Raw genomic sequence first — 22,885 nt, 5'->3', positions numbered from 1 at the left:
AGGCGAAGGTGAACGGTACGACACCGCGCAAGGTCTATTGCGTCCTCGGCGCGCGGTCGCTCCGCTATGCGCAGGCGTGCATGGCCAGCCTGTTCCGCAATGCCTCGGAACCGCTCGATCTGGCGCTGCTGACCGACGCGCCGGCGGATGCAGATGCGCTGCGTGCCGCCATGGCGCCACTGGTCGTCGGCACGCCGCACCGGCTGTCGGTGTTCGATCAGGCGGATGCCGACGAACGCGCCGCCACGCAGTTCGCGGATTATCCGGCGATCCGTCATTTCCGTGGTGGCCATCCCTGCTGGCGCAAGATCACCGATCCGGTGCTGTACGCCGCGGATGGCGAGGAAGTTATCATCCTCGATCCCGACGTCTATTTCCCCAACCGCTTCTCGTTCGAGCCTACCCCGGCCAGCGGCCTGCTGCTGATGTGGCAACGGCCGAACTGCCTGCTGCCCGAACCACTGGTTCGCGATGCCTATGACCAGAATATCCCGATGGCGGATCATACCGACATCGGTGTCTGTCAGTTCCGTGCGCCGTTGCCCTACCGGGTGCTGGAAGAACTGCTGGCGACGCTCGATACCGATGCGCATGTCCGGTCGATGCATGTCGAATCGATCGTCTGGGCTGCGCTGGCCGAGAAGATGGGGGGCGGCTATTTCGATCCCGCCGCCTGGCACTGTTTCGGCAACACCGTCGCTGGCCGAATCGCGCGGCGGTTGGGAAAGACCGGGCCGGACATGCTGCGGCAACTGGCGTTCGGCGAGATGAAGGCGTTCCATGCCGGCGGCATCGCCAAGGACTGGCTGGTCGATGCCGAGCGCGAAGGGCTGTTCGCGAACGGCACCCCGCGGCTGGAGCCGACGCCGGTGCGGCCGTTCGTCGATTATCCCCGCGCCAAGTTCGAACGGAAAATCCGCGTTCGTCAGATCGCCCGCAAGCTGGGGCTGTATTCGGTGATGGGCGGCGGTTGATGCCGCCCGCCGAGCAGGAAGACGCGGGCGCGGCGACGCTCGACGGCATCCGTCGTGTCCTGCTGGTCGCCCCCAACATCTCGCGGCGGATGGGCGGCGAGGGGATCAAGGCGCTGCAAATCCATCGCGAGTTGAAGGCGCTGGGGCATGATGTCCGGCAGGTGACGCATGCCCGCGTCCGCGACGAGATGCTGGCCGACCAGCCCGATCTGGCGATCGATTATGTCGAGGACGGGCCGACCCAGGTATGGCTCCACCGGTTGCGCGCCAAGCCGATGCTGGCCCTGCTCAACGCATGGCAGCTGCACCGGCTGGCGGTGCGGGTCGCGAACGACTTCTTGCCCGACATCGTCCATTTCACCTCGCCGATCTCGCCGGTGCTCCCCTATTTCCGGATGCCGGGGCGGGCGGTGGTGATCGGTCCGCTGAACGGCAACGTCACCCATCCCCCCGCATTTCGCGATCGCGAATCGGCGGGCAAGGCGATCGGCGCGGCCATTCTGCGGCCGCTGCAATGGCTGCTCGGCCGGCTGTTTCGCGGCAAGCGGGATGCGTTGTTGCTGGTGTCGGGCGGCGACCGGACCGCGGCGGCGCTGCTGCTGGGCGGTTGCGACGAGGATCGGCTGATCCGCACGCTCGATTGCGGTATTCCCGATGCACTGGTCGACCGGCCGCGGGTAAGCCATGCCGGGGTCAACCGGTCGTTCGTCCATCTCGGTCGGCTGGTTCCGTACAAGGGCTGCGACCTCGCGATACGGGCGCTGGCGCGCGGCGATGCCGGTGCGACGCTGGACATCATCGGCGACGGGCCGTCACGCGGCGAACTGACCGCGTTGGCCGAACGACTGGGGCTGGGCGAGCGGGTACGCTTCATCGGCTGGATGCCGACCGGGCCGGCGCTGCACGACCGGCTGTCGGGCTATCGCGCGCTCGTGATGCCGTCACTGGCCGAGGCCAACGGCATCGCCTTTCAGGAAGCGATGGTACTGGGCCTGCCGGTGATCTGCGTCGACTGGGCCGGGCCGCAGGAACTGCTGACCGTCGACGAGGCGATCATGATCCCGCCCGACGGTGACGAGGCGGTGGTCGCTGCGCTGGCGGCGGCAATGGATCGGCTGGGCCAGGACGGAGCGTTCGCCGACCAACTGGCCGGTCGGGCACGGGCCAAGGCGATGGCGCTCGGTTTTCGCTGGCGTGATCTTCTCGGCCGCTGGCAGGACGTGTATCGCCGCGCTCGCCGGAGCCCCCCGACTACTTCCTGACCTCCGTCTTTCGAGCGAGCATCGATGCCGATCAGAATACTCCCGAACCCGCTGATGTCCCCGGCGGCGGCCTTTCGTGCCGTGCGACGCGGGGTGACGAGCGACACGTCGGTCGTGGTCGGCGTGATGCTGCTCCAGAACGTGCTGCGGATCGTCAGTTCAGTCATCCTGACCCGGCTGCTGAATGCGGAGGCGTTCGCGATCGTCGGGATCATCACCTCGGTGATGGTCACCTTCGCGCTGATTTCCGATGTCGGCATCATCGCCTTCATCGTGCGTCACGAAAAGGGCATCGACCGCGATTTCCGCGACGAAGTATGGACGTTGAAGCTGGTGCGCGGCATCGCCCTGTCGATCCTGGTCGCGATCCTGGCCGGGCCGATCGCGCAGTTCATGGAGAAACCGGAGCTGCAATGGCCGATCGCGGTTGCGGGGCTGACATCGCTGATCGACGGGTTGGGATCGATGGCGCCGTTCAACGCGCTGCGTGCCCGGCGGGTCAAGATGATGAGCTCGATCGATGTCGGCAGCCAGATCGTGGGACTGGTGATCTCGATCATCTGTGCGCTGATCTTCCGTTCCTTCTGGGCGATCATCCTGTCGACATTGCTGGGGCAGCTGTTGTCGGTCGGGGTCAGCTACTGGCTCTATCCGGATTCGAGCCAGCGGTTCCGCTTCTCGAAGGCGCGGGCGGCGGAACTGTGGCAGTTCTCGCGGTTCATCACCGGGTCGACGATGCTGACGCTGTTGATAACGCAGGGCGACAAGCTGGTGCTGGCGCGGGCGTTTCCGCTCGACATGATGGGCATCTATATCATCGCTGCCGGACTGGCGGTGGCGCCGATCGGACTCGTCACTGCCTATGCCGGCCGCGTTCTTTATCCGCTGTATGCCGAGATATTCCGCGAGTCGCCGGAAGCGCTGCGGACGAAGTTCTACAGCGTGCGGATGCCGCAGACGCTGTTCTACATGTTTGCCGCCGGCGGGTTCATCGGGTGCGCGCATCTCGTCATCACCCTGTTGTACGATCCGCGTTATGCGGGTGCGGCGATGTATCTGCAGATCCTGTCGATCTCGACGTTTTTTGCGGCAGGCAATTACGCGGCCAACGAGGTGATGATCGCGATCGGCAATACCCGCTTCACCTTCGTGACCAATCTCGCCCGGCTGGGCTATCTGGCGATCGTGGGCTGGATCGCATGGTCGCAGCTGGGGCCGGTCGGCATCGTCTGGGCGGTCGGGACCGTCGAGTTCGCCGCACAGGTGATCGCGTGGATCGCGCTGCGGCGGCACGGGTTCCTGAACGTTTCCCGCGAACTGCTGTTCATCCTCGTGGGTCTCACCGGCATCGCCATCGGTTATAGCGGCGAACAGGCGATCATGGCGCTGTTCAATATCCGATAGACTGCGATGACATCAGCCTGAGCCTTCCGTCATTGCCCGCGTGGCGAAGCAATGACGGCAAAATCAATCTATGGCTTCTACCTTTGTCAGTTTCAGGCAGGAGCTGTGGTGAGAGCTTCATCCTCGTCGCGGCGGCGGTCGGGGGACAACATGGGTGACGGCCTCCCCGCTGGACATCTGAATCTGCACGGCCGCAGGCGCTTGGCCGATTACCGGATACGGCTTGACGATCTCCACATCCAGATCGGTATGCCGGTCGCGATACTGACTGCTTCCCTGCACATCCGACGAAAAGCTTACCAACCCTGCCACGCGTGGACTGATTAGAGCGGTGGCATAGATACCGCCGCCCTCAATCGTCAGGACGGAAAGAGAGCTAATAACTTCCCTGATACCTCGGCGTGATACGACCACCCCGACGGTACCGAACACCTCGTCCAGCGAAGCCGCCCGGGTCTGCATGACGAACATTCTCCCCACCCAGCACCGCCATATGACCCGGTGGCCCATCGCGGTCCTGAACAGGTCGCGCGTGGCAAAGGCTGTGACGAAGCATAATGCCAGCATCGCGCCCGACAGCGGCGGGTTCATGAATGGCCCGCCCGCCGATTCGTGTCGGTCAACCAGCGATACTATCAACGCACAATCCGCATCCATGATCGAATTTTGCAAGATACCCTCGTTGGGCATAGTGCGCAGATCGATGTGACCCGCCGGGCTCCGGCGGATTCCCAACGGACACGGTTGATGTCCTCGACTGCGAACCTGACCGACGTCTCATGAAAGAAGTGATCGGGCAGAATATGCCGAATCACGGCTCCAGGGGGGAAGGATTGTCAATCTTCCTTTCGAGGGTATAAACCGCCAATTAATTGGATAATAATCACTTTTTTGTACCTCCCGATGAACAAATGCTCGGGAGTGTGGCCATTGTCACGGCACGAATTCGCAAGACTGACTCGATCGGGAGGTTGTTCGGGTCGGAAAATCGTTACTGCTGCCGCGATGCTGTCGGCAGCTTTTTCATTGAGTGCTTGCGGCGGATCGGGTGGTGAGCCTGCGATCACATCCGACGTGACAGTGGTGCCTACCGGCACACCCGTCACCACGCCGGACCCGACCCCGACCCCGACCCCGACCCCGACCCCGACCCCGACCCCGACCCCGACCCCGACCCCGACCCCGACCCCGACCCCGACTCCAACTCCAACTCCAACTCCAACTGTTTCCATGTCGCCTGAGCCCGGTTTTCAACTAGGCGTGAACCTGGCGGTGGTGACGTATTGGAGTGGTGAGCGATCGTTTGCGAATTTGCTGACGGGATCGAACTGGATGGATCCGGCCAAGGGCTGGGGCGAGGTGTCGGATTCCGAGCAGGACGCCAACGGCAACATGCGTCCCTCGGCGATGCCGGCAGGCCGCGAGGTGGTGCGTATCCTGACGCCGACGGCGGAGGTTCTGACCGGTGCAGGTGCGATCATCCGTTGCACCTGGGAGGGGACGGGTACGGTTTCGATCCAGGGCAACCGGGGTGGTGGCGGTGATGGTCCGGGCGACCACAGTTCCGAGTTCCGGTTCTCGCCGAACAAGCTGAGCGATGCGCGGGTATGGCTGAGCCTGCGCAACATGAGCGCCAGTGATCCGGTCCGCAATCTGGATTGCCGCGAGAAGGGCATGGCGCGCAGCGACGTGTTCAGCCAGGAGTTCATCGATTCGCTCAAGCCCTACGGGACGCTACGATTTATGGACTGGTCGGCGGCGAACACGAACCCGCAGTCGGCGAAGTGGGCTGACCGGACCCTGCCGGGCTCAATCTACCAGTCGCGCCCACAGGGGCCTGCGCTGGAGCATATCGTGGCGCTGTCGAACAAGCTGTCGGCCGAGCCTTGGGTGAACGTGCCCTGGAATGCGGACGACGATTATATCACCCGCATGGCGCAGTTGATGCACGACGGCATTCCGGCGAACCGCCGCGTCTATGTCGAGCTGTCGAACGAGGTCTGGAACTATACCTTCCCGGTCGCCCGTCAGGCAGAGGCGGAGGGGCTGGCCCGCAAGCTGTCGGACAACGGCTTCATCGCCAACCTGCGCCGTTATGCGCAGCGCACCGGCGAGGTGATGCGGATCTGGGCGAAGGTGTTCGCCGACCGTCCGGGTCAGCTGGTCCGGGTGGCCGCGACGCAGCACGGCAACCCGTGGACCGCGGAGATGGTGATGACCGCCCCGGGGCTGGCGGACAACATCGATGCGCTGGCGACCGCGCCGTATTTCGGTCACTCCTTCTTCGAGGGTGCGCGCGCCAAGCAGACCGACACCGGCCTGTTGCTGTCCGATCTGGCCGGCGAGGCGAAGAAGACGCTGGCCAACGAGGGTGAGGCCAATGCCGCCTGGGCGAAGAAGTATGGCAAGCGATACATCGCCTATGAGGCAGGGCAGCATGTGCTGGAGACGGGTGGCCTGACCCGCATCAGTGCGCTCAACCGGTCGAACCTGATGTACGACATCTACACGAACTACATCACCGACTGGAAGACGCGGTTCAACGACACGCTGATGCTGTATTCGAGCACCAGCCCCATCAGCAGCTTCGGCGCCTGGGGCCTGCGCGAATATTCCGGACAGCCCCTCAGCGAAACCCCCAAACGACGCGCCGCCATCGCCATGGGTCGGAAATAATCGATCGATACCAATCGGTCACCATCAATCACGACAGATGCGGCGGCGGGAGATCGATACGGTCCTCTGCCGCCGCTGGCCGTTTGGCGACCCTTACGGTGCGTGACAGCATTATTATGCTGCATCTGCGGCCAAATGCGCGAATGCCGCGCCATGACGTTCAGTGCAGCCAAGGCGGAGCCTTGCCTTGAACGATCAAGCGGCGATAAAGGTTTCCATATAACCGGTGTTCCGATCACTAGAATCTTTCAGGTTAGGTTAATCGATAATAACCCAACCGGTAAACCGGTTCTTCCGACAAATCATCTACGTACAGTTTTATTGGATCGGCGATCGACAACGCTGTCGAGGTCGAGACAATAGACATTAGGTCGTGCGTTGGCGGCAGCGAACGCTCCACACGATGTCTGATGGCAAAATATTTAACTGGATCGTACAGAAACTGTACTCCACGGGAGCTTTAGCATCATGGCCAGTGCAGTAACCGGCAGCGTTCTGCCTTCTGCTATTTCATCGACTGCTTTGAAGGTCGGTGTTTCCGTTGCAGCGTTGATCGGTGCTGGCGCCGTCGTATCGACCGGCGCAAGCGACGTGAAGACCTCGTCCATCATGGTGGTCAAGCCTATGGTATCGAATTCGCCCACCGCGGCGCCGAAGCCGGTGGCCAATCCAACGCCTGCTCCCACGCTGCCGGCCAAACCCGGCTTTCAGCTTGGTGTCAACTTGGGCACCGTGGCATATTGGAGTGGTGAGCGATCGTTTGCGAATTTGCTGACGGGATCGAACTGGATGGATCCGGCCAAGGGCTGGGGCGAGGTGTCGGATTCCGAGCAGGACGCCAACGGCAACATGCGTCCCTCGGCGATGCCGGCAGGCCGCGAGGTGGTGCGTATCCTGACGCCGACGGCGGAGGTTCTGACCGGTGCAGGTGCGATCATCCGTTGCACCTGGGAGGGGACGGGTACGGTTTCGATCCAGGGCAACCGGGGTGGTGGCGGTGATGGTCCGGGCGACCACAGTTCCGAGTTCCGGTTCTCGCCGAACAAGCTGAGCGATGCGCGGGTATGGCTGAGCCTGCGCAACATGAGCGCCAGTGATCCGGTCCGCAATCTGGATTGCCGCGAGAAGGGCATGGCGCGCAGCGACGTGTTCAGCCAGGAGTTCATCGATTCGCTCAAGCCCTACGGGACGCTACGATTTATGGACTGGTCGGCGGCGAACACGAACCCGCAGTCGGCGAAGTGGGCTGACCGGACCCTGCCGGGCTCAATCTACCAGTCGCGCCCACAGGGGCCTGCGCTGGAGCATATCGTGGCGCTGTCGAACAAGCTGTCGGCCGAGCCTTGGGTGAACGTGCCCTGGAATGCGGACGACGATTATATCACCCGCATGGCGCAGTTGATGCACGACGGCATTCCGGCGAACCGCCGCGTCTATGTCGAGCTGTCGAACGAGGTCTGGAACTATACCTTCCCGGTCGCCCGTCAGGCAGAGGCGGAGGGGCTGGCCCGCAAGCTGTCGGACAACGGCTTCATCGCCAACCTGCGCCGTTATGCGCAGCGCACCGGCGAGGTGATGCGGATCTGGGCGAAGGTGTTCGCCGACCGTCCGGGTCAGCTGGTCCGGGTGGCCGCGACGCAGCACGGCAACCCGTGGACCGCGGAGATGGTGATGACCGCCCCGGGGCTGGCGGACAACATCGATGCGCTGGCGACCGCGCCGTATTTCGGTCACTCCTTCTTCGAGGGTGCGCGCGCCAAGCAGACCGACACCGGCCTGTTGCTGTCCGATCTGGCCGGCGAGGCGAAGAAGACGCTGGCCAACGAGGGTGAGGCCAATGCCGCCTGGGCGAAGAAGTATGGCAAGCGATACATCGCCTATGAGGCAGGGCAGCATGTGCTGGAGACGGGTGGCCTGACCCGCATCAGTGCGCTCAACCGGTCGAACCTGATGTACGACATCTACACGAACTACATCACCGACTGGAAGACGCGGTTCAACGACACGCTGATGCTGTATTCGAGCACCAGCCCCATCAGCAGCTTCGGCGCCTGGGGCCTGCGCGAATATTCCGGACAGCCCCTCAGCGAAACCCCCAAACGACGCGCCGCCATCGCCATGGGTCGGAAATAACGCAGGCCGTAGTTCGGGTGCGGCAAGGGATTAATTCCTGCCAGCTATAGTAAAATGCGCCGTGATGTCATTCACGGCGCATTTTGCGTTTGAGCCATGATGTAGGCGAACCGGTCGCGGTGATCGATCTGGCAACATCATGCGTTTTTTTCTCGATGACGAACCAGAATATATAAGCGGCGATAACGGAAGATATGACGATCATGACCAGCTTGAGCAGATCGATAATCGTCCCATGCAGCGGTATTTTGTTCAGCACGAAGCTTACGGCACCGGTTACCGGATTGTGTACGAGATAAAGGCTGTAGGATATCCCGCCAAGGAACTGTAGCCATCGCCAGTTCATTCCGCTCTTCGCCCAGCCCGACGTCATGGCAATCAGCAAAAATGTCGCGGTGAATGCACTTACGATAGAAAATTCGCCGTTAAACAACATGGCGACGAATAAGGCAATAAAAGCCAATATCTTCCGCTTCGACAAGGTGGCGGTATGAGCTAGTACACCGATATAAAAGCTGGACCACAAGGGAAAAAATAGCCCGGGATGGACATTTTTAAAAAATCCCAAAGCCGATGATATCGCGCATAGGAAAAGGGCGATATCAATGGCGATATATAGCGGTGTATTGAAGATATGCCTCAGATAAAACCTAGCCACGATCGCGCCAACGAAAAACAGGTAAAACTGCACTTCATATGTCAGCGTCCAATAAACGCTGTTTATCTCGGGCTTGTCCAGAATGACCTGCAAATAGAACAGGTGAGATAGCACCGAACTTGTGTCGGGTAGGGTAAAATTCTCGTGCTTAACCAACCCCGATATGGCAATCAACGCGACGGCTAATATCATCGATGCCCAATAGGGTGGATCAAGCCGGATCGATCTCCGAAGGATGAAGGTGCCGAAAAATCCCAATGTCGCGCTAGACCTGTCGAGGCCATAAGATATGACAAAGCCGCTCAGCGCGAAGAATATGGCCACGCCGAAATGGCCTGCATCGAATATAAATGACCCGATCGGATCGGGCAGTGCCTGTCGCAGAGACGGTATATGGCCGCCTTCATTAGCGTGAAACAAGACTACCCAAAGGGCAGCTATCCCACGAAGTGCTTGCACGATGGTGAGATTTTCTCGTTTGGCGGCTGCTTGCATGGCAATCAGTTACCGTGGAGGCTCATGCGCTTCAATGTGTATTAGCGGAGAGGCTGGCCGAGGGGCACGGTTCCAACGTCACGCCGTTCCAACGTCACGCCCGTGCGGCAGATACGTAAATCTGCTTCACTTGGGTTTGATGACGTGGCAGCAGGCCGCCACGGGAAGGTCGCCGCATCCCCCCTGTCACGGGTCCGCTGGCGATGGGGGTAAGATGTGCTAGAGCCGACCGGACCATCGACGATCAAGTCCCCTGACGGAACGGCGACCCGGACGACCGCCTCGCGGGTCACCGTGGTGATCGTCAATTACCGCACGCCCGACCTGTCGCTTGCCTGTCTGGCCGCGCTGGCGGGGGAACGGGAGGCGGTGCCGGGATTGCGGGTGATCCTGGTCGATGGCGGTTCGGGCGACGGATCGGCCGCGCGGCTGGCGGCGGCGGTGGCCGAACCGGCGCTCGTCGACTGGGTGTCGTTCCTGCCGCTCCCGCTCAACGGCGGATTCGGCTGGGCCAATAATCAGGCGATCCGCCGGGCCTTGGCCGACGCGGCGCCGCCCGCCTATATCCATCTGCTCAATCCGGATGCCGAGGTGGAACCCGGCGCGCTGGCCCGGCTGGTCGCGGCACTGGATGCCCGGCCCGATGCAGGATCGGCGGGCAGCTTGCTGATCGACCATGACGGGCGGCGGCTGGGCTCGGCCTTCCGTTTCCCCACCATCGCGCGCGAATTCCTGCGCGGGGCGGGGACGCCATTGCTCGATCGCCTGCTCCGGGTCGCGCCGATCAATGTCGAGGCGCAGGGCGACGACATCGTCGAGGCCGACTGGGTGACCGGGGCCAGCGCGCTGTTGCGGGCGGAGGCCCTGCGCGCCTGTGGATTGTTCGACGAGGGGTTCTTCCTGTATTTCGAGGAGGTGGAACTGATGCACCGCCTTCATGCCGCCGGCTGGCGTGCGCTGTTCGTCCCTGCCAGCCGGGTGCGGCATATCGGGGGGGCCGCCACCGGCGTGGTCGACGGTGCGAGCGCGCAGCGCAAGCTGCCGGATTACTGGTTCCGTTCGCGCCGGCGCTTCTTCGCCCGCGCCTATGGGCCGGGATGGGCGCGACTGTCCGGGCTGGCATGGCTGGCGGGATTCGGCATCTGGCGGTTGCGGGAGATTGCGGGGCTCGGCCGTGACAGCGCGCACGCGCCGGGCGAATGGCGCGACCTGATCCGCAACGGACTGGGTGTCGTCGGGTTCGACCGGGAGGCGGCGATCGGTCGCTGGGATGAACCGGTCGATCGACCGCCTGCGTGGAAGGATCATTCGTGAACGACGTCGCCATCATCGCCATCGGCCGCAACGAGGGAGAACGGCTGAAGGCCTGCCTGCGCTCGCTGCCCCCGGAGGCGCCGCGCGTCTATGTTGATTCAGGGTCGACCGATGACAGCGTCGCCTTTGCCGAGGGACGGGGGGTGACCGTCGTCACCTTGCCGCCCGCGACCCGGTTCACGGCCGCGCTGGCGCGCAACGCCGGGCTGGCCGCGTTGGCGGACCGCGACGTGACCTTCGTGCAGATGGTGGATGGCGATTGCGAGCTGGATGCCGGCTGGCTCGACCGGGCGGCCGCGACGCTACGCGCCGACCCCGGGCTGGCGGTGGTGTTCGGCCGCCGGCGCGAACGGTTTCCGGAGACCAGCGCCTATAACCGCATGTGCGACGACGAATGGGACGTGCCGGTGGGGGAGGCGATGTCGTGTGGCGGCGACGCGCTGTTCCGGCGGGCGGCGCTGGATCAGGTCGGTGGCTATAATCCCGACTATATTGCCGGCGAGGAGCCCGACCTGTGCCAGCGGCTGCGGGAGCGGGGCTGGCGGATCAGGCGGATCGACGCGGAGATGACGCGTCATGACGCGGCGATGACCCGTTTCGGGCAATGGTGGCGGCGGACCGAGCGGAGCGGCCACGCCTTTGCCGAACTGGCGTGGCGCCATGGCAGCGCTGGCGATCCGCACTGGCGCCGCGAGGTGCGCAGCACGATCGCCTGGGGTGTGGCGCTGCCGCTGCTGATCGTGGTGGCGGCGTGGCTGATCGGCTGGTGGGCGGGGCTGCTGATCCTGCTGCTCTATCCGGTGCAGATCGTCCGCATCGCCCGGCGCAAGGCGCGCGAGCCGGGGGTGAGCCCCGCTTTCGCCCGGTCGCTGGCGGTACATCTGGTGGTCGGCAAGTTCGCGCAGGCCAAGGGCGCCGCCCGGTTCCACTGGCGCCGACTGAGCGGGCGGCGCGGTGCGCTGATCGAATACAAGGGTCCGGAAGCACGACAGGCATGAGCATCGGCGAACTCCGGCGGCAATGGCGGGCGGACTGGCGCGCCAACGGTTCGGACTGGACCCGGCCCGGCTTGCGGGCCCTGGCGGCGTACCGGTTCGGGGTGTGGCGGATGACGGTGCAGTCGCCGCTGCTGCGCGCGCCTCTGTCGATGATCTATCGCTGGGCGTTCCGCTATTGCCGCAACGTCTATGGGATCGAACTGCCCTATACCGCCGAGGTGGGGCAGGGCGTGGTGATCGAACATCAGGGCGGCATCGTGATCCATGGCGCGACCCGGATCGGCGATCGCTGCATCATCCGGCAGAACTGCACGCTGGGGGTGCGCACGGTCGATCGCCCGGACGAGGCGCCGGTCCTGATGGCCGATGTCCAGCTGGGTGCCGGCGCGGTGATCCTGGGGCGGGTGACGATCGGCGCGGGGGCGGCGATCGGGGCCAACGCGGTCGTGCTGGCCGACGTCCCAGCCGGGGCGCTGGCGATCGGCGTGCCGGCGACGATCCGCCTGCGGCGAAACGCGACGGAGGCGGGCCAATGACCATGCGCGACGTATTGGTGGTGATGCCCAGCGTGCCGGCGGCGGCGCGGGGCGACGGCTTTTTCCTCGATATCAAGATGGTCGAGGGACTGGCGCTCTATGCCAGACTGTGGGGTGGGCCGGTCCGCTGTGCGATCCGGGCGGGCGATCCGGCGCAGATCGCGTTCGGGCGGGACTATGCCGCCGCCGATCTGCCGTTCGAGGTCGCGTTCATCGATCCCGATGCGACCGGGATCGGCGCGCTGACCTGCGACGCGGCGGTGGTGCTGGCGGCGGGGGACAATCACCGCGACCTGCCGGTGCCCGGCCTGACCGACGCACCGGTGGTGTTCATCATCGAATACACGCTGAAGACGCGGCTGCGGATCATCGCGATCGAACAGGGCCGTTCGCTGGCGGCGCTGAAGAACGCGGTCTGGACGATCCTGACCGAGCGCCGCCGCCGTCGTGCCTTCGCCGGATCGGCCGGGCTTCAGGCGAATGGCCAGCCGGGATACGATGCCTATCGCCGGTCGAGCCCGTCCATCCTGCGCTATTTCGACAGCCGGCTGACCGATGACCAGCAGATCGGGGCGGCCGCGCTGACCGCCAAGCAGCAGTCAATGCGGATGGGACAGCCGCTGCGAATCGTATTCTCGGGGCGGCTGGAGACGATGAAGGGGGCCGATCATCTGGTTCGCGTCGCGGCCGAACTGCGCCGTGCGGGCACGCCCTTTACGCTCGATATCTATGGCGACGGCGTGCTGCGCCCGGGCATGCAGCAGGCGATCGACGCGGAGGGGCTGGGCGACCAGGTCGTCCTGCACGGCAAGGTGCCGTTCGACGCAGTGCTGGTGCCGCTGATGAAGGAACGGGTCGACCTGTTCCTGTGCTGCCATCGGCAGGACGATCCCTCCTGCACCTATCTGGAGACGCTGAGTTGCGGTGTGCCGATCGTCGGATACGACAATGCGGCCTTTGCCGGGGTGCTGGCACTGGGTGACGTCGGCATCGCGGTGCCGATGGACGATCCCGCCGCCGCCGCCCGCGCGATCACCGTACTGGCGGGCGATCGGGGCCGGCTGGCCGCGATGGCGGACGCGGCGGCGGCGATCGGCCGCGACCACAGCTTCGAGCGGACCTTCGCCGTCCGGATCGATCACCTCAAGGCGATCGCCAGGCGGTAATCAGTCGCGGGCGCCGATGATGCGCGCGGGGATGCCGCCGACCGTCGCGCCCGCCGGCACATCGCGCGTGACGACCGCATTGGCCCCGATCCGGGCACGATCGCCGATCGTGACCGGCCCGACGATCTTGGCGCCCGCGCCGACATCGATGTGATCGCCCAGGGTGGGCGTCCCCGCTTCGGTCGCGCCGATCGTCACCTGCTGGAACAGCAGGCAGTTGACGCCGATCGTCGCGGCAGGGGAGATCACGATGCCGTTGGGATGCGGCAGCAACAGGCCGCCGCCGATCCGCGCGTCGATCGGAATATCAGCACCGGTCACGATCGACCAGAAACGATGCCGCTCCATCGCCAGCCGCCGCTTCAGGCCGGCGAACGGACCGCGCGCGGTTTGATAAGACCGGATCGCCGCCAGCAACGAGCGTGAGGGATACCATTGCATCCGCCGCTTCGCTTCGCGCGACCAGTCCGGCACGGCCGCGCCGGATGGGAGATCGATCATGCTGTCCATCGGCGTGCCGCCATTCCCCTGATGCCCGGCGTCGGGCGGTCCGTCGCTTCAATCCATGTCGTGGCCAGCTTTGCAAGCGCGGCGTAGCGAGAAGACGTTGACCTGCGGCGTGTGATCGTCTTTGTCCTTTCCTCGCGTTGGCTGTTCGGCGCAGAGCGGAACGGGGGCGATCCGGCTTGCCATGAATATCGCGTATCTCGTCAATCGCTATCCCACCGTCAGCCATACTTTCGTCCGTCGCGAGATCGACGGGATCGAGGCGGCGGGCCATCATGTCCATCGTTTCTCGATCCGCGCCGCGCCCGAAGACCTGCCCGATCCCGCCGACCGGGCCGAGCGGGAGCGAACCGCCGTGGTGCTGGGGCGGGCGCTGCCGCTGCTCATGACCGCGGCGCGCGGCGCGATCGGCCGGCCGGGGCGGGCGTGGCGGGCATGGCGCGCCGGCGGCACGATGACGCCGCCGACGCTGCGCGGCCTCGTCGCGCGGGCCGCCTATCTGGCGGAGGCATGCTGGCTGGCCGCGGCGATGAAGCGCGCCGATGTTCGCCATCTTCACGCCCATTTCGGCACCAACCCGGCGGCGGTGGCCCGGATGGCGCATCTGCTGTCGGATATCCCGTACAGCTTCACCGTCCATGGCCCCGACGAGTTCGATGCGCCGCGCGAACTCGATCTGGCGGGCAAGATCGCGGATGCCAGGTTCGTCGTGGCGATCAGCGATTATGGCCGCAGCCAGCTGTGCCGCTGGGTCGATGTCGCGTTGTGGCCGCGGATCGTGGTGGTGCGCTGCGGCGTCGATCTCGCCACGATCGACGAGGCGGCGGGGGTGGCCGAGCCTGATTTCGACTTCTGCTGCATCGCGCGGCTGGCCCCGCAAAAGGGCCTGCCGATCCTGCTGGAGGCGCTGGCGCTGCTGGGGCAGCGGGGCATCCGGCCACGCGTGGCGCTGGTCGGCGACGGGCCGCTGCGGAACGAGCTGGAGCGGGGGATCGAACGGTTGGGGCTGGGGGGGCAGGTCGCGCTGCTCGGCAGCCGTGGCGGTGCCGATGTCGCGGCGCAACTGCGGGCCTCCGCCGCGATGGTCCTGCCGAGCTTTGCCGAGGGACTGCCCGTCGTCATCATGGAATCGCTGGCGGTGGGGACGCCCGTCGTCACCACGGCGGTGGCGGGCATTCCCGAACTCGTCGATGAGCAATGCGGCTGGGTCGTTCCGGCGGGGGCCGCGGCACCACTGGCCGATGCGATGGCCCGGGCGCTGGCCACCGACGCCGGTGTCCGGGCGCGGATGGGCGCGGTGGGGCGGGGGCGTGTCGCCGCCCATCACGACGCGCATGCCAACGCCGCGGCGCTGCTGAAGCATATGGAGACCGCATGACGATCGCCGACCTCGTCTGCCTGCTGCTCGTCGTGCCGCTGCTGATCGCCACCACCGTGTTCGTGGTAGAGGCGGGGCTGGGCGCGATGCCGCGGCGGACGCATCCGTCGTCTGACGCCGGGTTCGATCCGCGATCGGCGGTCGTGCTGGTGCCCGCGCATGACGAGGAGCGCGGCATCGCCGCGGTGCTGCACGCGATGCGCGCGGGCGCACCGGAGGGCATGGCGATCCTCGTCGTCGCCGATAATTGCACCGATGATACGGCTGCGGTCGCGCGCGCGACGGGTGTACGAGTGATCGAACGGCACGATCCGGTCAATCGCGGCAAGGGCTTCGCCCTCGACCACGGCCGGGCCGCGCTGGCCGCCGATCCGCCGGCCTGCGTGATCGTCGTCGATGCCGATACGGTGCCGGCACCGGGGGCGCTGGCGAGCGTCGCGACACGGGCGATCGCCGCCGGCGTGCCGGTGCAGGGTTCCTATACGATCGCGCTGGCCGACACCGATGCCAGCACCGCGCGCTTCTCCGCCGCCGCCTTCTACGTCAAGAACGCGGTACGCCAGCTGGGCGCGGCGCGGCTGGGCGCACCCGCGCTGCTGACCGGATCGGGCATGGCGTTTCCATGGGATATATTCTCGGCGCTGCCGCTGGCGACGGGGCATGTGGCGGAGGACCTGATGCTGGGGGTGCGTGCCGCACTGGATGGCAGGCCGCCGCTGTTCGATCCTAGTGCGGTGGTGCTGGGCAGCGCGAGCAACGATCGCGGGACCGCGGTACAGCGACGCCGCTGGGAATCCGGTTTCTTCCAAGTCGCGGGTGATCATGCCGGCACGTTGATCGGGCGGGGCATCGGGCGCGGCCGGCCGGGGATGATCTGGCTGGGTATGCATCTGCTCACCCCACCGCTGGTGCCGCTGCTGGCGCTGGATATCGTCGCGATCCTGCTGCTGGCGGGCGTTGCGCTGGTTACGGGCAGCGGCATCGTCGCGCTCTCGCTGCTCGGTACATTGACGGCGGCGGCGATGCTGCTGGTCGTCGTCGCCCTGATCGCGCATGGGCAGGGGGCGATGTTGCAGGGATGGCGCGACGTGCCACGCTATGTGCTGTGGAAGCTTGGCCTGTCGCTGGCGGCGGTGTTCCGCCGCGAGCGGCGCTGGATCAGGACGGATCGCGAATAATGTCGGGAATTGTCAATCATGACCGGTTATCGATAGACGAAGCGAGCCGCTGAATCATGGGAACCGAACCGATCGCAACGCCCCTTCTCGATGCCGGTAAAGGAACCGGCCCAGATGGCGAGGACCGCCGGGCCAGCCGCACGCCGGCGATGCTGGAGATGTCCAGCCTCGCCGCGCGTCTGCTGGAGGGGCTGGCCGTCGTCGTCGTCGGCCTGCTCGGCATCTGGCTGACCTATGCCGAATTCGACCTGCGACCGCTGGACGAATATGTCCGCGTCGCGTGGCTGAGCGCGATCGTCTATGCGCTCGTCGCCGAACTGACCGGCTGTTACGACATCGATACGCGCTTCTCGCTGCGCCAGGGCTGGACGCGGGTGGTGACCGCCTGGATCGGGTCGTGCGTCGCGATGCTGACGCTGGCCTTCTTCCTCAAGGCGTCCGAATCCTTCTCGCGCGGATGGACGGTGTTCTGGTTCGTGTCGGTCGCGGTAACGCTCACGTTGATCCGTGGCGCCGAGACGGTGGCGTTGCGGATGCTGAAGCGGCGCGGCGTCTTCAACGAGCGGGTGGCGATCCTGGGATCGAACCTGCAGGGACGGCGGCTGGCGAGCTATATCGCCCCAACACCCTGCTGACGATCGATCTGGTCGGGTGCTACGACGATCATGTCGTGGCCGACGAAGGCGGTTGCGCGCCGTTCCGCGGCGGGGTGGCGCAGTTGCTGGCGGATATCCGGGCGGGGCGGGTGGATCAGGTGATCGTCGCCATGCCGTTCTCGACCGATGAGGAACTGCAGAACGTGGTCGGCCGGCTGGCGATGCTGCCAGTGCTGATCCGGCTGGCACCCGATCTGTCGTCGTTCACGATGGCGGGCCAGTCGATGGTGATGCTGGGCGACCTGCCGTTGATGACGGTGTTCGAACGCCCGATCAACGGCGTCGATCAGGTCGTGAAGCGCGCAGAGGACCTGCTGATCGGATCGATCATCCTGTTCTTCGCTGCGCCGTTCCTGGCGCTGGTCGCGCTGGCCATCAAGCTCGACAGCCCCGGCCCGGTCTTCTTCAAGCAGGAGCGCGAGGGTTTCAACCATCGCCGGTTCCGGATCTGGAAGTTCCGGTCGATGCGCACCGACATGCTGCAATATGACGAGGTCCGGCAGGCGCAGAAGGGCGATCCGCGCGTCACCCGTGTCGGCCGCATCATTCGCGCAACCAGCATCGACGAGGTGCCGCAGCTCATCAACGTCGTCGTCGGCAACATGTCGCTGGTCGGACCGCGGCCGCACGCCCCCTCCACCAAGGTGGCGGGCGTATTGTTCAGCGAGGCCACCCAGAAATATGCCGCCCGCCACCGGGTGAAGCCGGGCATGACCGGTTGGGCGCAGGTCAATGGATGGCGCGGCGAGACGGACACGGACGAAAAATTGCTGAAACGGGTCGAATTCGACCTGTTCTATATCGATCACTGGTCGGTCGGATTCGATCTGTACATCATGGCCCGCACTGTCGCGGCCGTGTTGTTCCCGCGATCTGCCTATTGATCTGCCCCCGTGGCCGAAGTGATCGGCCGGCATGACAATTGATATGTAGTGGCCGCGCCACTGTTCCAGATTGGGACGGAATTGTCGGTCACCAACAAATGTCTTGTAAAAACACTGTGATACCGGGGCGACGTCCCCCCGGACTTGTTTACTTTAGCGTTAATGCCTGTTTTACCTTTGCTGTGGCCACATCGGTGGCTTTCCATACGACAAGCCGGTCCAGGTAAAAAAGCGGCGGCCGTGTGCGAGTACGGAACGGGAGAGGAAGACATGGTACATAGCGTAAAACTGGTCGTAGCGGCACTGGCCGTCACGGCGGCCTTGCCGGCGAATGCGGCGACGTTGGTCTCGCAGTTCGGCAGCGCGGCGACGTTCGCGGCGCCGACCACGGGGGGCGATTCCACCGTATTCGACTTCAACAGTTCGGCAATTCCGGCGGGATTCTCGGCCGATTATCCGCTGACGGGCAGTTCGGAACTGGTGGCCGGATCGCTGGAGTTGCAATATCAGCAACCGGCGTTCAGCGACGGATCGCAATATCTGGCGGTCAAGGCAAATGGCAACGCCACGATCACTTCCACGAACGGTGGCTATAACTCGGTCAGCTTCTATATCGGCTCGATCGACGATTATAACGGCGTTGAAATCCTGAACACGAGCGGCGCCATCATCGCGTCCTTCTCCGGCGACGATTTCACCACGCCGTTCCCGTCCAACGGCGACGGCACATCGCCGATCATGAACCGCCGCGTTACCTATACCACCGATGGCAATGACGGCCTGATCGGAGCGATCCGGTTCAGCACGGGTGCCAACTCGCTGGAAGTCGACAATCTGGTGTTCGCGGTGCCCGAACCGGCGACCTGGATGATGATGCTGGCCGGGTTCGGCATGGTCGCCACGTCGATGCGCGCACGGCGTCGGCGTACCCGCATCGTCTTCGCCTGAACGCGAACAATGGAAAAAGGGCATCGTGGCCGACCGCCACGATGCCCTTTTTCGTGTTCCGGGCCGATCATTTTGCTGGTCACATCCGGCGTTCGACGTAGGATCGACGGGTGATGGACGACGATATCCCCGCTTGGCTGCCAGTGCCGTATCGGCAAGATCCCGAGATGCAGCGGCACGAGCGATCATGGACGCTGATGGCGGGATCGCACCGGCTGTCGTTCACGCGGGTCGATCATTATGCGGTATCGCGTTCGCGCCCGCGCCCGGCGGTGATCGGCACGGCACCGGTGCGGCGGTGGTCGCTGACGGGGGCCGTCGCGGTCGTGCTGGGCTCTGTTGCCGGCATGGCGACGCTGGGGCTGGCGATGAACGCCTCGCGGGCGGCGACGGGGCATTATCTGGTCAGCATCGCCGTGCCGGACAAGATTCCTTTCCGGATCGATCGCCGTTCGCAAGCGAGCGCCGCGCGGACAGTCGCGCGTCAGCCGATGGCGGCCAAGCCCATCGCACCGGCACCGACGGTGGCAATGGCCGTACCGATCGAGGACGAGATATTGCCTGCCACTGCCGAGGCTCCGCTGCGGCTGGAGGCGAGACAGCCCGCGATCGCCGCGGCGCTCAGGACCGGTACGATGCAGCAATGGACGAGCGTGGACGGGGCGGAACGCGGCTTCGTGGTGGCGGGGCCGATGGACCGGGGCTGCCGGACCTTGTCGATCCTGACCCGGCGGGACGGCGACAGCGACGTCAGGACGCAACGCGAATGCATGGCTGCGACCGACGATCGGGCCACGACACCCTGATGATCGCGATGCCGGCAATCCGCTGGTAGCGATGCCGGATGGGCCGCCGGTACGCAGACCGGCAGCCCATCGACTGATCAGCCGTCGACCGCCGTCAGGATCGCGCGGCCATAGGCCGTCTTTTTCAGGCGCTCGCCCGCGGCGCGGGCCTGATCGGCGGTGATGAACTTCTGTTCGTAGGCGATTTCTTCCAGGCAGGCGACCTGGATACCCTGTCGATGCTGGATGGTGCGGACGAACTCCGACGCTTCCAGCAGCGAATCATGCGTACCGGTGTCGAGCCAGGCATAACCGCGGCCCATCTGCTCGACATAGAGATCGCCGGCTTCCATGTAGATCCGGTTGAGATCGGTGATCTCCAGCTCGCCGCGTGGCGATGGCTTCAGGTCGCGGGCATATTGCACGACGCGATTGTCGTAGAAGTACAGCCCGGTCACCGCATGGTTGGACTTCGGCTTTTCGGGCTTTTCCTCCAGGCTGATCGCCTTGCCGCCTTCGGCCAGTTCGACCACGCCGTAACGCTCTGGATCGTCGACGCGGTAGCTGAACACGGTCGCGCCTTCGGTCCGCGCCACGGCGCTCGCCAGCAGGTCGGTCAGGTGCGCGCCGAAGAAGATGTTGTCGCCCAGCACCAGCGCGACGTTATCGTCACCGATGAAGTCCGCGCCGATCGTGAATGCCTGCGCCAGCCCTTCGGGTTTGGGCTGTTCGGCATATTGAATGGTCAGGCCCCAGTTCGATCCGTCGCCGAACATCCGGCGATAATTGTCGATATATTCGGGGCTGGAGATGATGAGGATGTCGCGAATACCCGCCAGCATCAGCACCGACAGCGGATAATAGATCATCGGCTTGTCATAGATCGGCAGCAACTGCTTGTTGATCGCCAGCGTCGCCGGATGGAGCCGCGTGCCGGAGCCGCCGGCAAGGATGATGCCCTTCACGCTGTCTTCTCCTGATGGGGTGTGCCCAATAATTCGTCGAGGATGTCGCCCAGTGCGGTCTGCCAGCCACGCGGCTGGATGCCGTGGTCACGCTCGATCGCGCGGTGGCTGAGCAGCGAGTTGGCAGGCCTGGTCGCAGGCGTCGGATAGTCAGCAGTGGTGATCGGCTCGACCGTCGGCGACGGGCCGCCACGCGCGGCGGACTGGCGGAAGATTTCCTCCGCGAAGCCATGCCAGTCGGTCGGGCCGGCGTTCGAGAAATGATAGGTGCCGCTCGCCGCCGCCGGATCATCGGCCAGCCGCACCGTCAGCGTCGCCAGCGCGGCGGCGAGATCGGCGGCGCTGGTCGGGCTGCCGCGCTGGTCGGCAACGACGCGCAGGCTCGGCCGGTCGGCGCCGACGCGCAACATCGTCTTCACGAAATTGTTGCCGTGCGCGCTCACCACCCAGGCGGTGCGGACGATCGCGTGGCGCGGGCAGGCGGTACGCACTGCCAACTCGCCACCCAGCTTGGACGCGCCATAGACGCCCAGCGGCGCGACGGCATCGTCGACCTCCCATTCGCCGTCCCGGTCGCCGGGAAAGACGTAATCGGTCGAGACATGGACGATCGGGATACCCGCACCATGCGCCGCGGCAGCCAGCGCGGCGGGGGCGAGCGCATTGACCGCCCACGCCGTCACCACATCGCTTTCCGCCTTGTCGACCGCCGTATAGGCACCCGCCGAGACGATCGCCGCCCATGGCCGCTCCGCCACCTTGGCGGCGATCGCAACGGGATCGCCGAGGTCGAGATCGGCGCGGGTCAGCGCTACCGCTTCCCAGCCTTCCGGCCACCGGTGGCGGGCAAGTTCGGTGCCGACCTGACCGGAGCCGCCGGTGACGAGTACCTGCTTCATGCGATCGCGCTCAGGCCGCCAGGCCGCGGCGCTGGTCGGCACCGCTCTTTTCCACGATCGGGCGCCACCAGCTCTCGTTCGCCAGATACCAGGCGACGGTCTTCTCGATGCCGCTGTCGAAGGTCTCGGCCGGCTCCCAGCCCAGTTCCTCGCGGATGCGGGTCGCGTCGATCGCGTAGCGCTTGTCGTGGCCGGGACGGTCGGCGACATAGCCGATCTGCGTCGCATAGGACTGGCCGTCGGCGCGCGGACGCAGGCGGTCGAGGATCGCGCAGACGGTGTTCACCACCTCCACGTTCTGCTTCTCGTTATTGCCGCCGATATTGTAGGTACGGCCGACCGCACCCTTTTCGAACACCGTCTGGAGCGCGCGGGCGTGATCCTCGACGAACAGCCAGTCGCGGACCTGATCGCCCTTGCCGTAGACGGGCAGGGTTTCGCCGGCGAGCGCCTTGACGATCATCAGCGGGACCAGCTTCTCCGGGAAGTGATACGGCCCGTAATTGTTCGAGCAGTTGGTGATGAGCACCGGCAGGCCGAACGTATGACCCCAGGCAGAGACGAGATGGTCGCTGCTCGCCTTCGACGCCGAATAGGGCGAGCGCGGATCGTAGGGCGTTTCTTCGGTGAAGAAGCCGGTTTCGCCGAGCGAACCGAACACCTCGTCGGTGGAGATGTGGTGGAAACGGAACGCGTCCTTGGCCGCGCCTTCCAGCGTCTGCCAGTAACGGCGCGCTTCGGTCAGCATCTGGAAGGTGCCGACGATGTTGGTCTGGATGAACGCGTCAGGCCCGTCGATCGAACGGTCGACATGGCTCTCGGCGGCCAGGTGCGTGATGATCTCGGGCTTGAATTCCTCGATCGCGGCACGCACCGCGGCACCATCGCAGATGTCGCCCTGCACGAAGCGATAGCGGTTGGAATTCGATACCTTTTCGACCGTCGTCAGCGTGCCGGCATAGGTAAGCTTGTCGAAGTTCAGAACCTCGTGTTCGCTGTGTTCGATCAACTGGCGGACGAGGGCCGAGCCGATGAAGCCGGCACCGCCGGTGAGCAGGATGCGCATGAT

The 22,885-nt window shown here is 65.0% G+C and carries 21 protein-coding genes and 1 pseudogene; 14 read left to right on the top strand and 8 right to left on the bottom strand.

From position 1 onward, the window contains the following. Nucleotides 1-8 precede the first annotated feature (8 nt). The 3 genes from ABD719_RS08205 to ABD719_RS08195 are packed head-to-tail and all read left to right on the top strand — an operon-like array spanning nucleotide 9 to nucleotide 3,640. The gene (locus ABD719_RS08205; protein WP_344692860.1) at nucleotides 9-974 is read left to right on the top strand and encodes a hypothetical protein; all 966 of its coding nucleotides are present in this window, start codon (nucleotides 9-11) and stop codon (nucleotides 972-974) included. Further along, nucleotides 974-2,236, top strand: a complete 1,263-nt coding sequence (locus ABD719_RS08200; protein WP_344692859.1) for a glycosyltransferase family 4 protein — start codon at nucleotides 974-976, stop codon at nucleotides 2,234-2,236. Before ABD719_RS08205 ends, ABD719_RS08200 begins: the two co-directional genes overlap by 1 nt. Nucleotides 2,237-2,290: 54 nt before the next feature. Further along, entirely contained in the window at nucleotides 2,291-3,640 is a 1,350-nt protein-coding gene (locus tag ABD719_RS08195; RefSeq protein ID WP_344692858.1) for an oligosaccharide flippase family protein, read from the top strand. A 117-nt stretch (nucleotides 3,641-3,757) separates the two neighbouring features. On the opposite strand, the gene ABD719_RS08190 is transcribed toward ABD719_RS08195, so the two are convergent. Both ABD719_RS08190 and ABD719_RS08185 read right to left on the bottom strand, forming a co-directional pair. Next, complete coding sequence (locus ABD719_RS08190) at nucleotides 3,758-4,312, bottom strand: hypothetical protein (RefSeq protein ID WP_344692857.1); 555 nt, start codon at nucleotides 4,310-4,312, stop codon at nucleotides 3,758-3,760. A gap of 164 nt (nucleotides 4,313-4,476) precedes the next feature. Beyond that, the gene (locus ABD719_RS08185; protein ID WP_344692856.1) at nucleotides 4,477-4,749 is read right to left on the bottom strand and encodes a hypothetical protein; all 273 of its coding nucleotides are present in this window, start codon (nucleotides 4,747-4,749) and stop codon (nucleotides 4,477-4,479) included. A gap of 223 nt (nucleotides 4,750-4,972) precedes the next feature. On the opposite strand from ABD719_RS08185, the gene ABD719_RS08180 reads away from it, so the two are divergent. Next, the gene (locus ABD719_RS08180; protein ID WP_344692854.1) at nucleotides 4,973-6,316 is read left to right on the top strand and encodes a hypothetical protein; all 1,344 of its coding nucleotides are present in this window, start codon (nucleotides 4,973-4,975) and stop codon (nucleotides 6,314-6,316) included. A 422-nt stretch (nucleotides 6,317-6,738) separates the two neighbouring features. Here the strand turns inward: ABD719_RS08180 and ABD719_RS08175 are convergent, their stop codons facing one another. Further along, nucleotides 6,739-6,984, bottom strand: a complete 246-nt coding sequence (locus ABD719_RS08175; protein WP_344692855.1) for a hypothetical protein — start codon at nucleotides 6,982-6,984, stop codon at nucleotides 6,739-6,741. A gap of 121 nt (nucleotides 6,985-7,105) precedes the next feature. Between ABD719_RS08175 and ABD719_RS08170 the strand changes: the two genes are divergently transcribed. After that, nucleotides 7,106-8,449 (top strand): hypothetical protein, encoded by a 1,344-nt coding sequence (locus ABD719_RS08170; protein WP_344692854.1) that lies wholly within the window; start codon nucleotides 7,106-7,108, stop codon nucleotides 8,447-8,449. Nucleotides 8,450-8,516: 67 nt separating this feature from the next. Here ABD719_RS08170 and ABD719_RS08165 read toward each other — a convergent pair whose 3' ends face one another. After that, nucleotides 8,517-9,602, bottom strand: coding sequence for an acyltransferase family protein (locus ABD719_RS08165; RefSeq protein ID WP_344692853.1), 1,086 nt, complete (start codon nucleotides 9,600-9,602; stop codon nucleotides 8,517-8,519). A gap of 216 nt (nucleotides 9,603-9,818) precedes the next feature. Between ABD719_RS08165 and ABD719_RS08160 the strand changes: the two genes are divergently transcribed. Genes ABD719_RS08160 through ABD719_RS08145 form a run of 4 tightly spaced genes read left to right on the top strand, consistent with a single transcriptional unit; the run spans nucleotide 9,819 to nucleotide 13,616 of the window. Beyond that, nucleotides 9,819-10,916 carry a glycosyltransferase family 2 protein gene (locus tag ABD719_RS08160; protein WP_344692852.1) on the top strand — a complete coding sequence of 366 codons (1,098 nt, stop codon included), beginning with the start codon at nucleotides 9,819-9,821 and terminating at the stop codon, nucleotides 10,914-10,916. Next, entirely contained in the window at nucleotides 10,913-11,914 is a 1,002-nt protein-coding gene (locus ABD719_RS08155; protein WP_344692851.1) for a glycosyltransferase family 2 protein, read from the top strand. The genes ABD719_RS08160 and ABD719_RS08155 overlap by 4 nt, the downstream gene beginning before the upstream one ends. Beyond that, nucleotides 11,911-12,450 carry a serine O-acetyltransferase gene (locus tag ABD719_RS08150; RefSeq protein ID WP_344692850.1) on the top strand — a complete coding sequence of 180 codons (540 nt, stop codon included), beginning with the start codon at nucleotides 11,911-11,913 and terminating at the stop codon, nucleotides 12,448-12,450. The genes ABD719_RS08155 and ABD719_RS08150 overlap by 4 nt, the downstream gene beginning before the upstream one ends. Beyond that, nucleotides 12,447-13,616, top strand: a complete 1,170-nt coding sequence (locus tag ABD719_RS08145; RefSeq protein WP_344692849.1) for a glycosyltransferase — start codon at nucleotides 12,447-12,449, stop codon at nucleotides 13,614-13,616. The genes ABD719_RS08150 and ABD719_RS08145 overlap by 4 nt, the downstream gene beginning before the upstream one ends. Here ABD719_RS08145 and ABD719_RS08140 read toward each other — a convergent pair whose 3' ends face one another. Further along, nucleotides 13,617-14,126, bottom strand: a complete 510-nt coding sequence (locus ABD719_RS08140) for a serine O-acetyltransferase (protein ID WP_344692848.1) — start codon at nucleotides 14,124-14,126, stop codon at nucleotides 13,617-13,619. It abuts the gene before it with no gap. A 181-nt stretch (nucleotides 14,127-14,307) separates the two neighbouring features. On the opposite strand from ABD719_RS08140, the gene ABD719_RS08135 reads away from it, so the two are divergent. The 5 genes and pseudogenes from ABD719_RS08135 to ABD719_RS08110 all read left to right on the top strand — a co-directional run bounded on the left by ABD719_RS08135 (nucleotide 14,308) and on the right by ABD719_RS08110 (nucleotide 19,973). Then, nucleotides 14,308-15,501: a glycosyltransferase family 4 protein gene (locus tag ABD719_RS08135; RefSeq protein ID WP_344692847.1), complete on the top strand. Its 1,194-nt coding sequence runs from the start codon at nucleotides 14,308-14,310 to the stop codon at nucleotides 15,499-15,501. Next, a complete protein-coding gene (locus tag ABD719_RS08130; RefSeq protein ID WP_344692846.1) occupies nucleotides 15,498-16,679 on the top strand; it encodes a glycosyltransferase family 2 protein in 1,182 nt (393 codons plus the stop codon). The genes ABD719_RS08135 and ABD719_RS08130 overlap by 4 nt, the downstream gene beginning before the upstream one ends. Nucleotides 16,680-16,735: 56 nt before the next feature. Further along, nucleotides 16,736-18,219: pseudogene (locus tag ABD719_RS18680) on the top strand (undecaprenyl-phosphate glucose phosphotransferase). Nucleotides 18,220-18,489: 270 nt separating this feature from the next. Next, nucleotides 18,490-19,167: an Npun_F0296 family exosortase-dependent surface protein gene (locus tag ABD719_RS08115; protein WP_344692844.1), complete on the top strand. Its 678-nt coding sequence runs from the start codon at nucleotides 18,490-18,492 to the stop codon at nucleotides 19,165-19,167. A gap of 113 nt (nucleotides 19,168-19,280) precedes the next feature. Continuing rightward, entirely contained in the window at nucleotides 19,281-19,973 is a 693-nt protein-coding gene (locus tag ABD719_RS08110; protein ID WP_344692843.1) for a hypothetical protein, read from the top strand. A 77-nt stretch (nucleotides 19,974-20,050) separates the two neighbouring features. On the opposite strand, the gene rfbA is transcribed toward ABD719_RS08110, so the two are convergent. Genes rfbA through rfbB form a run of 3 tightly spaced genes read right to left on the bottom strand, consistent with a single transcriptional unit; the run spans nucleotide 20,051 to nucleotide 22,882 of the window. Beyond that, the gene (gene rfbA / locus ABD719_RS08105) at nucleotides 20,051-20,917 is read right to left on the bottom strand and encodes a glucose-1-phosphate thymidylyltransferase RfbA (protein WP_344692842.1); all 867 of its coding nucleotides are present in this window, start codon (nucleotides 20,915-20,917) and stop codon (nucleotides 20,051-20,053) included. Continuing rightward, entirely contained in the window at nucleotides 20,914-21,858 is a 945-nt protein-coding gene (rfbD, locus tag ABD719_RS08100; protein WP_344692841.1) for a dTDP-4-dehydrorhamnose reductase, read from the bottom strand. The genes rfbA and rfbD overlap by 4 nt, the downstream gene beginning before the upstream one ends. Next, complete coding sequence (gene rfbB / locus ABD719_RS08095) at nucleotides 21,827-22,882, bottom strand: dTDP-glucose 4,6-dehydratase (RefSeq protein WP_344692840.1); 1,056 nt, start codon at nucleotides 22,880-22,882, stop codon at nucleotides 21,827-21,829. Before rfbB ends, rfbD begins: the two co-directional genes overlap by 32 nt. Nucleotides 22,883-22,885: the final 3 nt, after the last annotated feature.

The sequence above is a fragment of the Sphingomonas cynarae genome (assembly GCF_039537815.1).
Lineage (GTDB): Bacteria > Pseudomonadota > Alphaproteobacteria > Sphingomonadales > Sphingomonadaceae > Sphingomonas > Sphingomonas cynarae.
The sequence above is the reverse complement of the archived record's forward strand: the minus strand, read 5'-3'. Positions and strand labels throughout refer to the sequence as shown.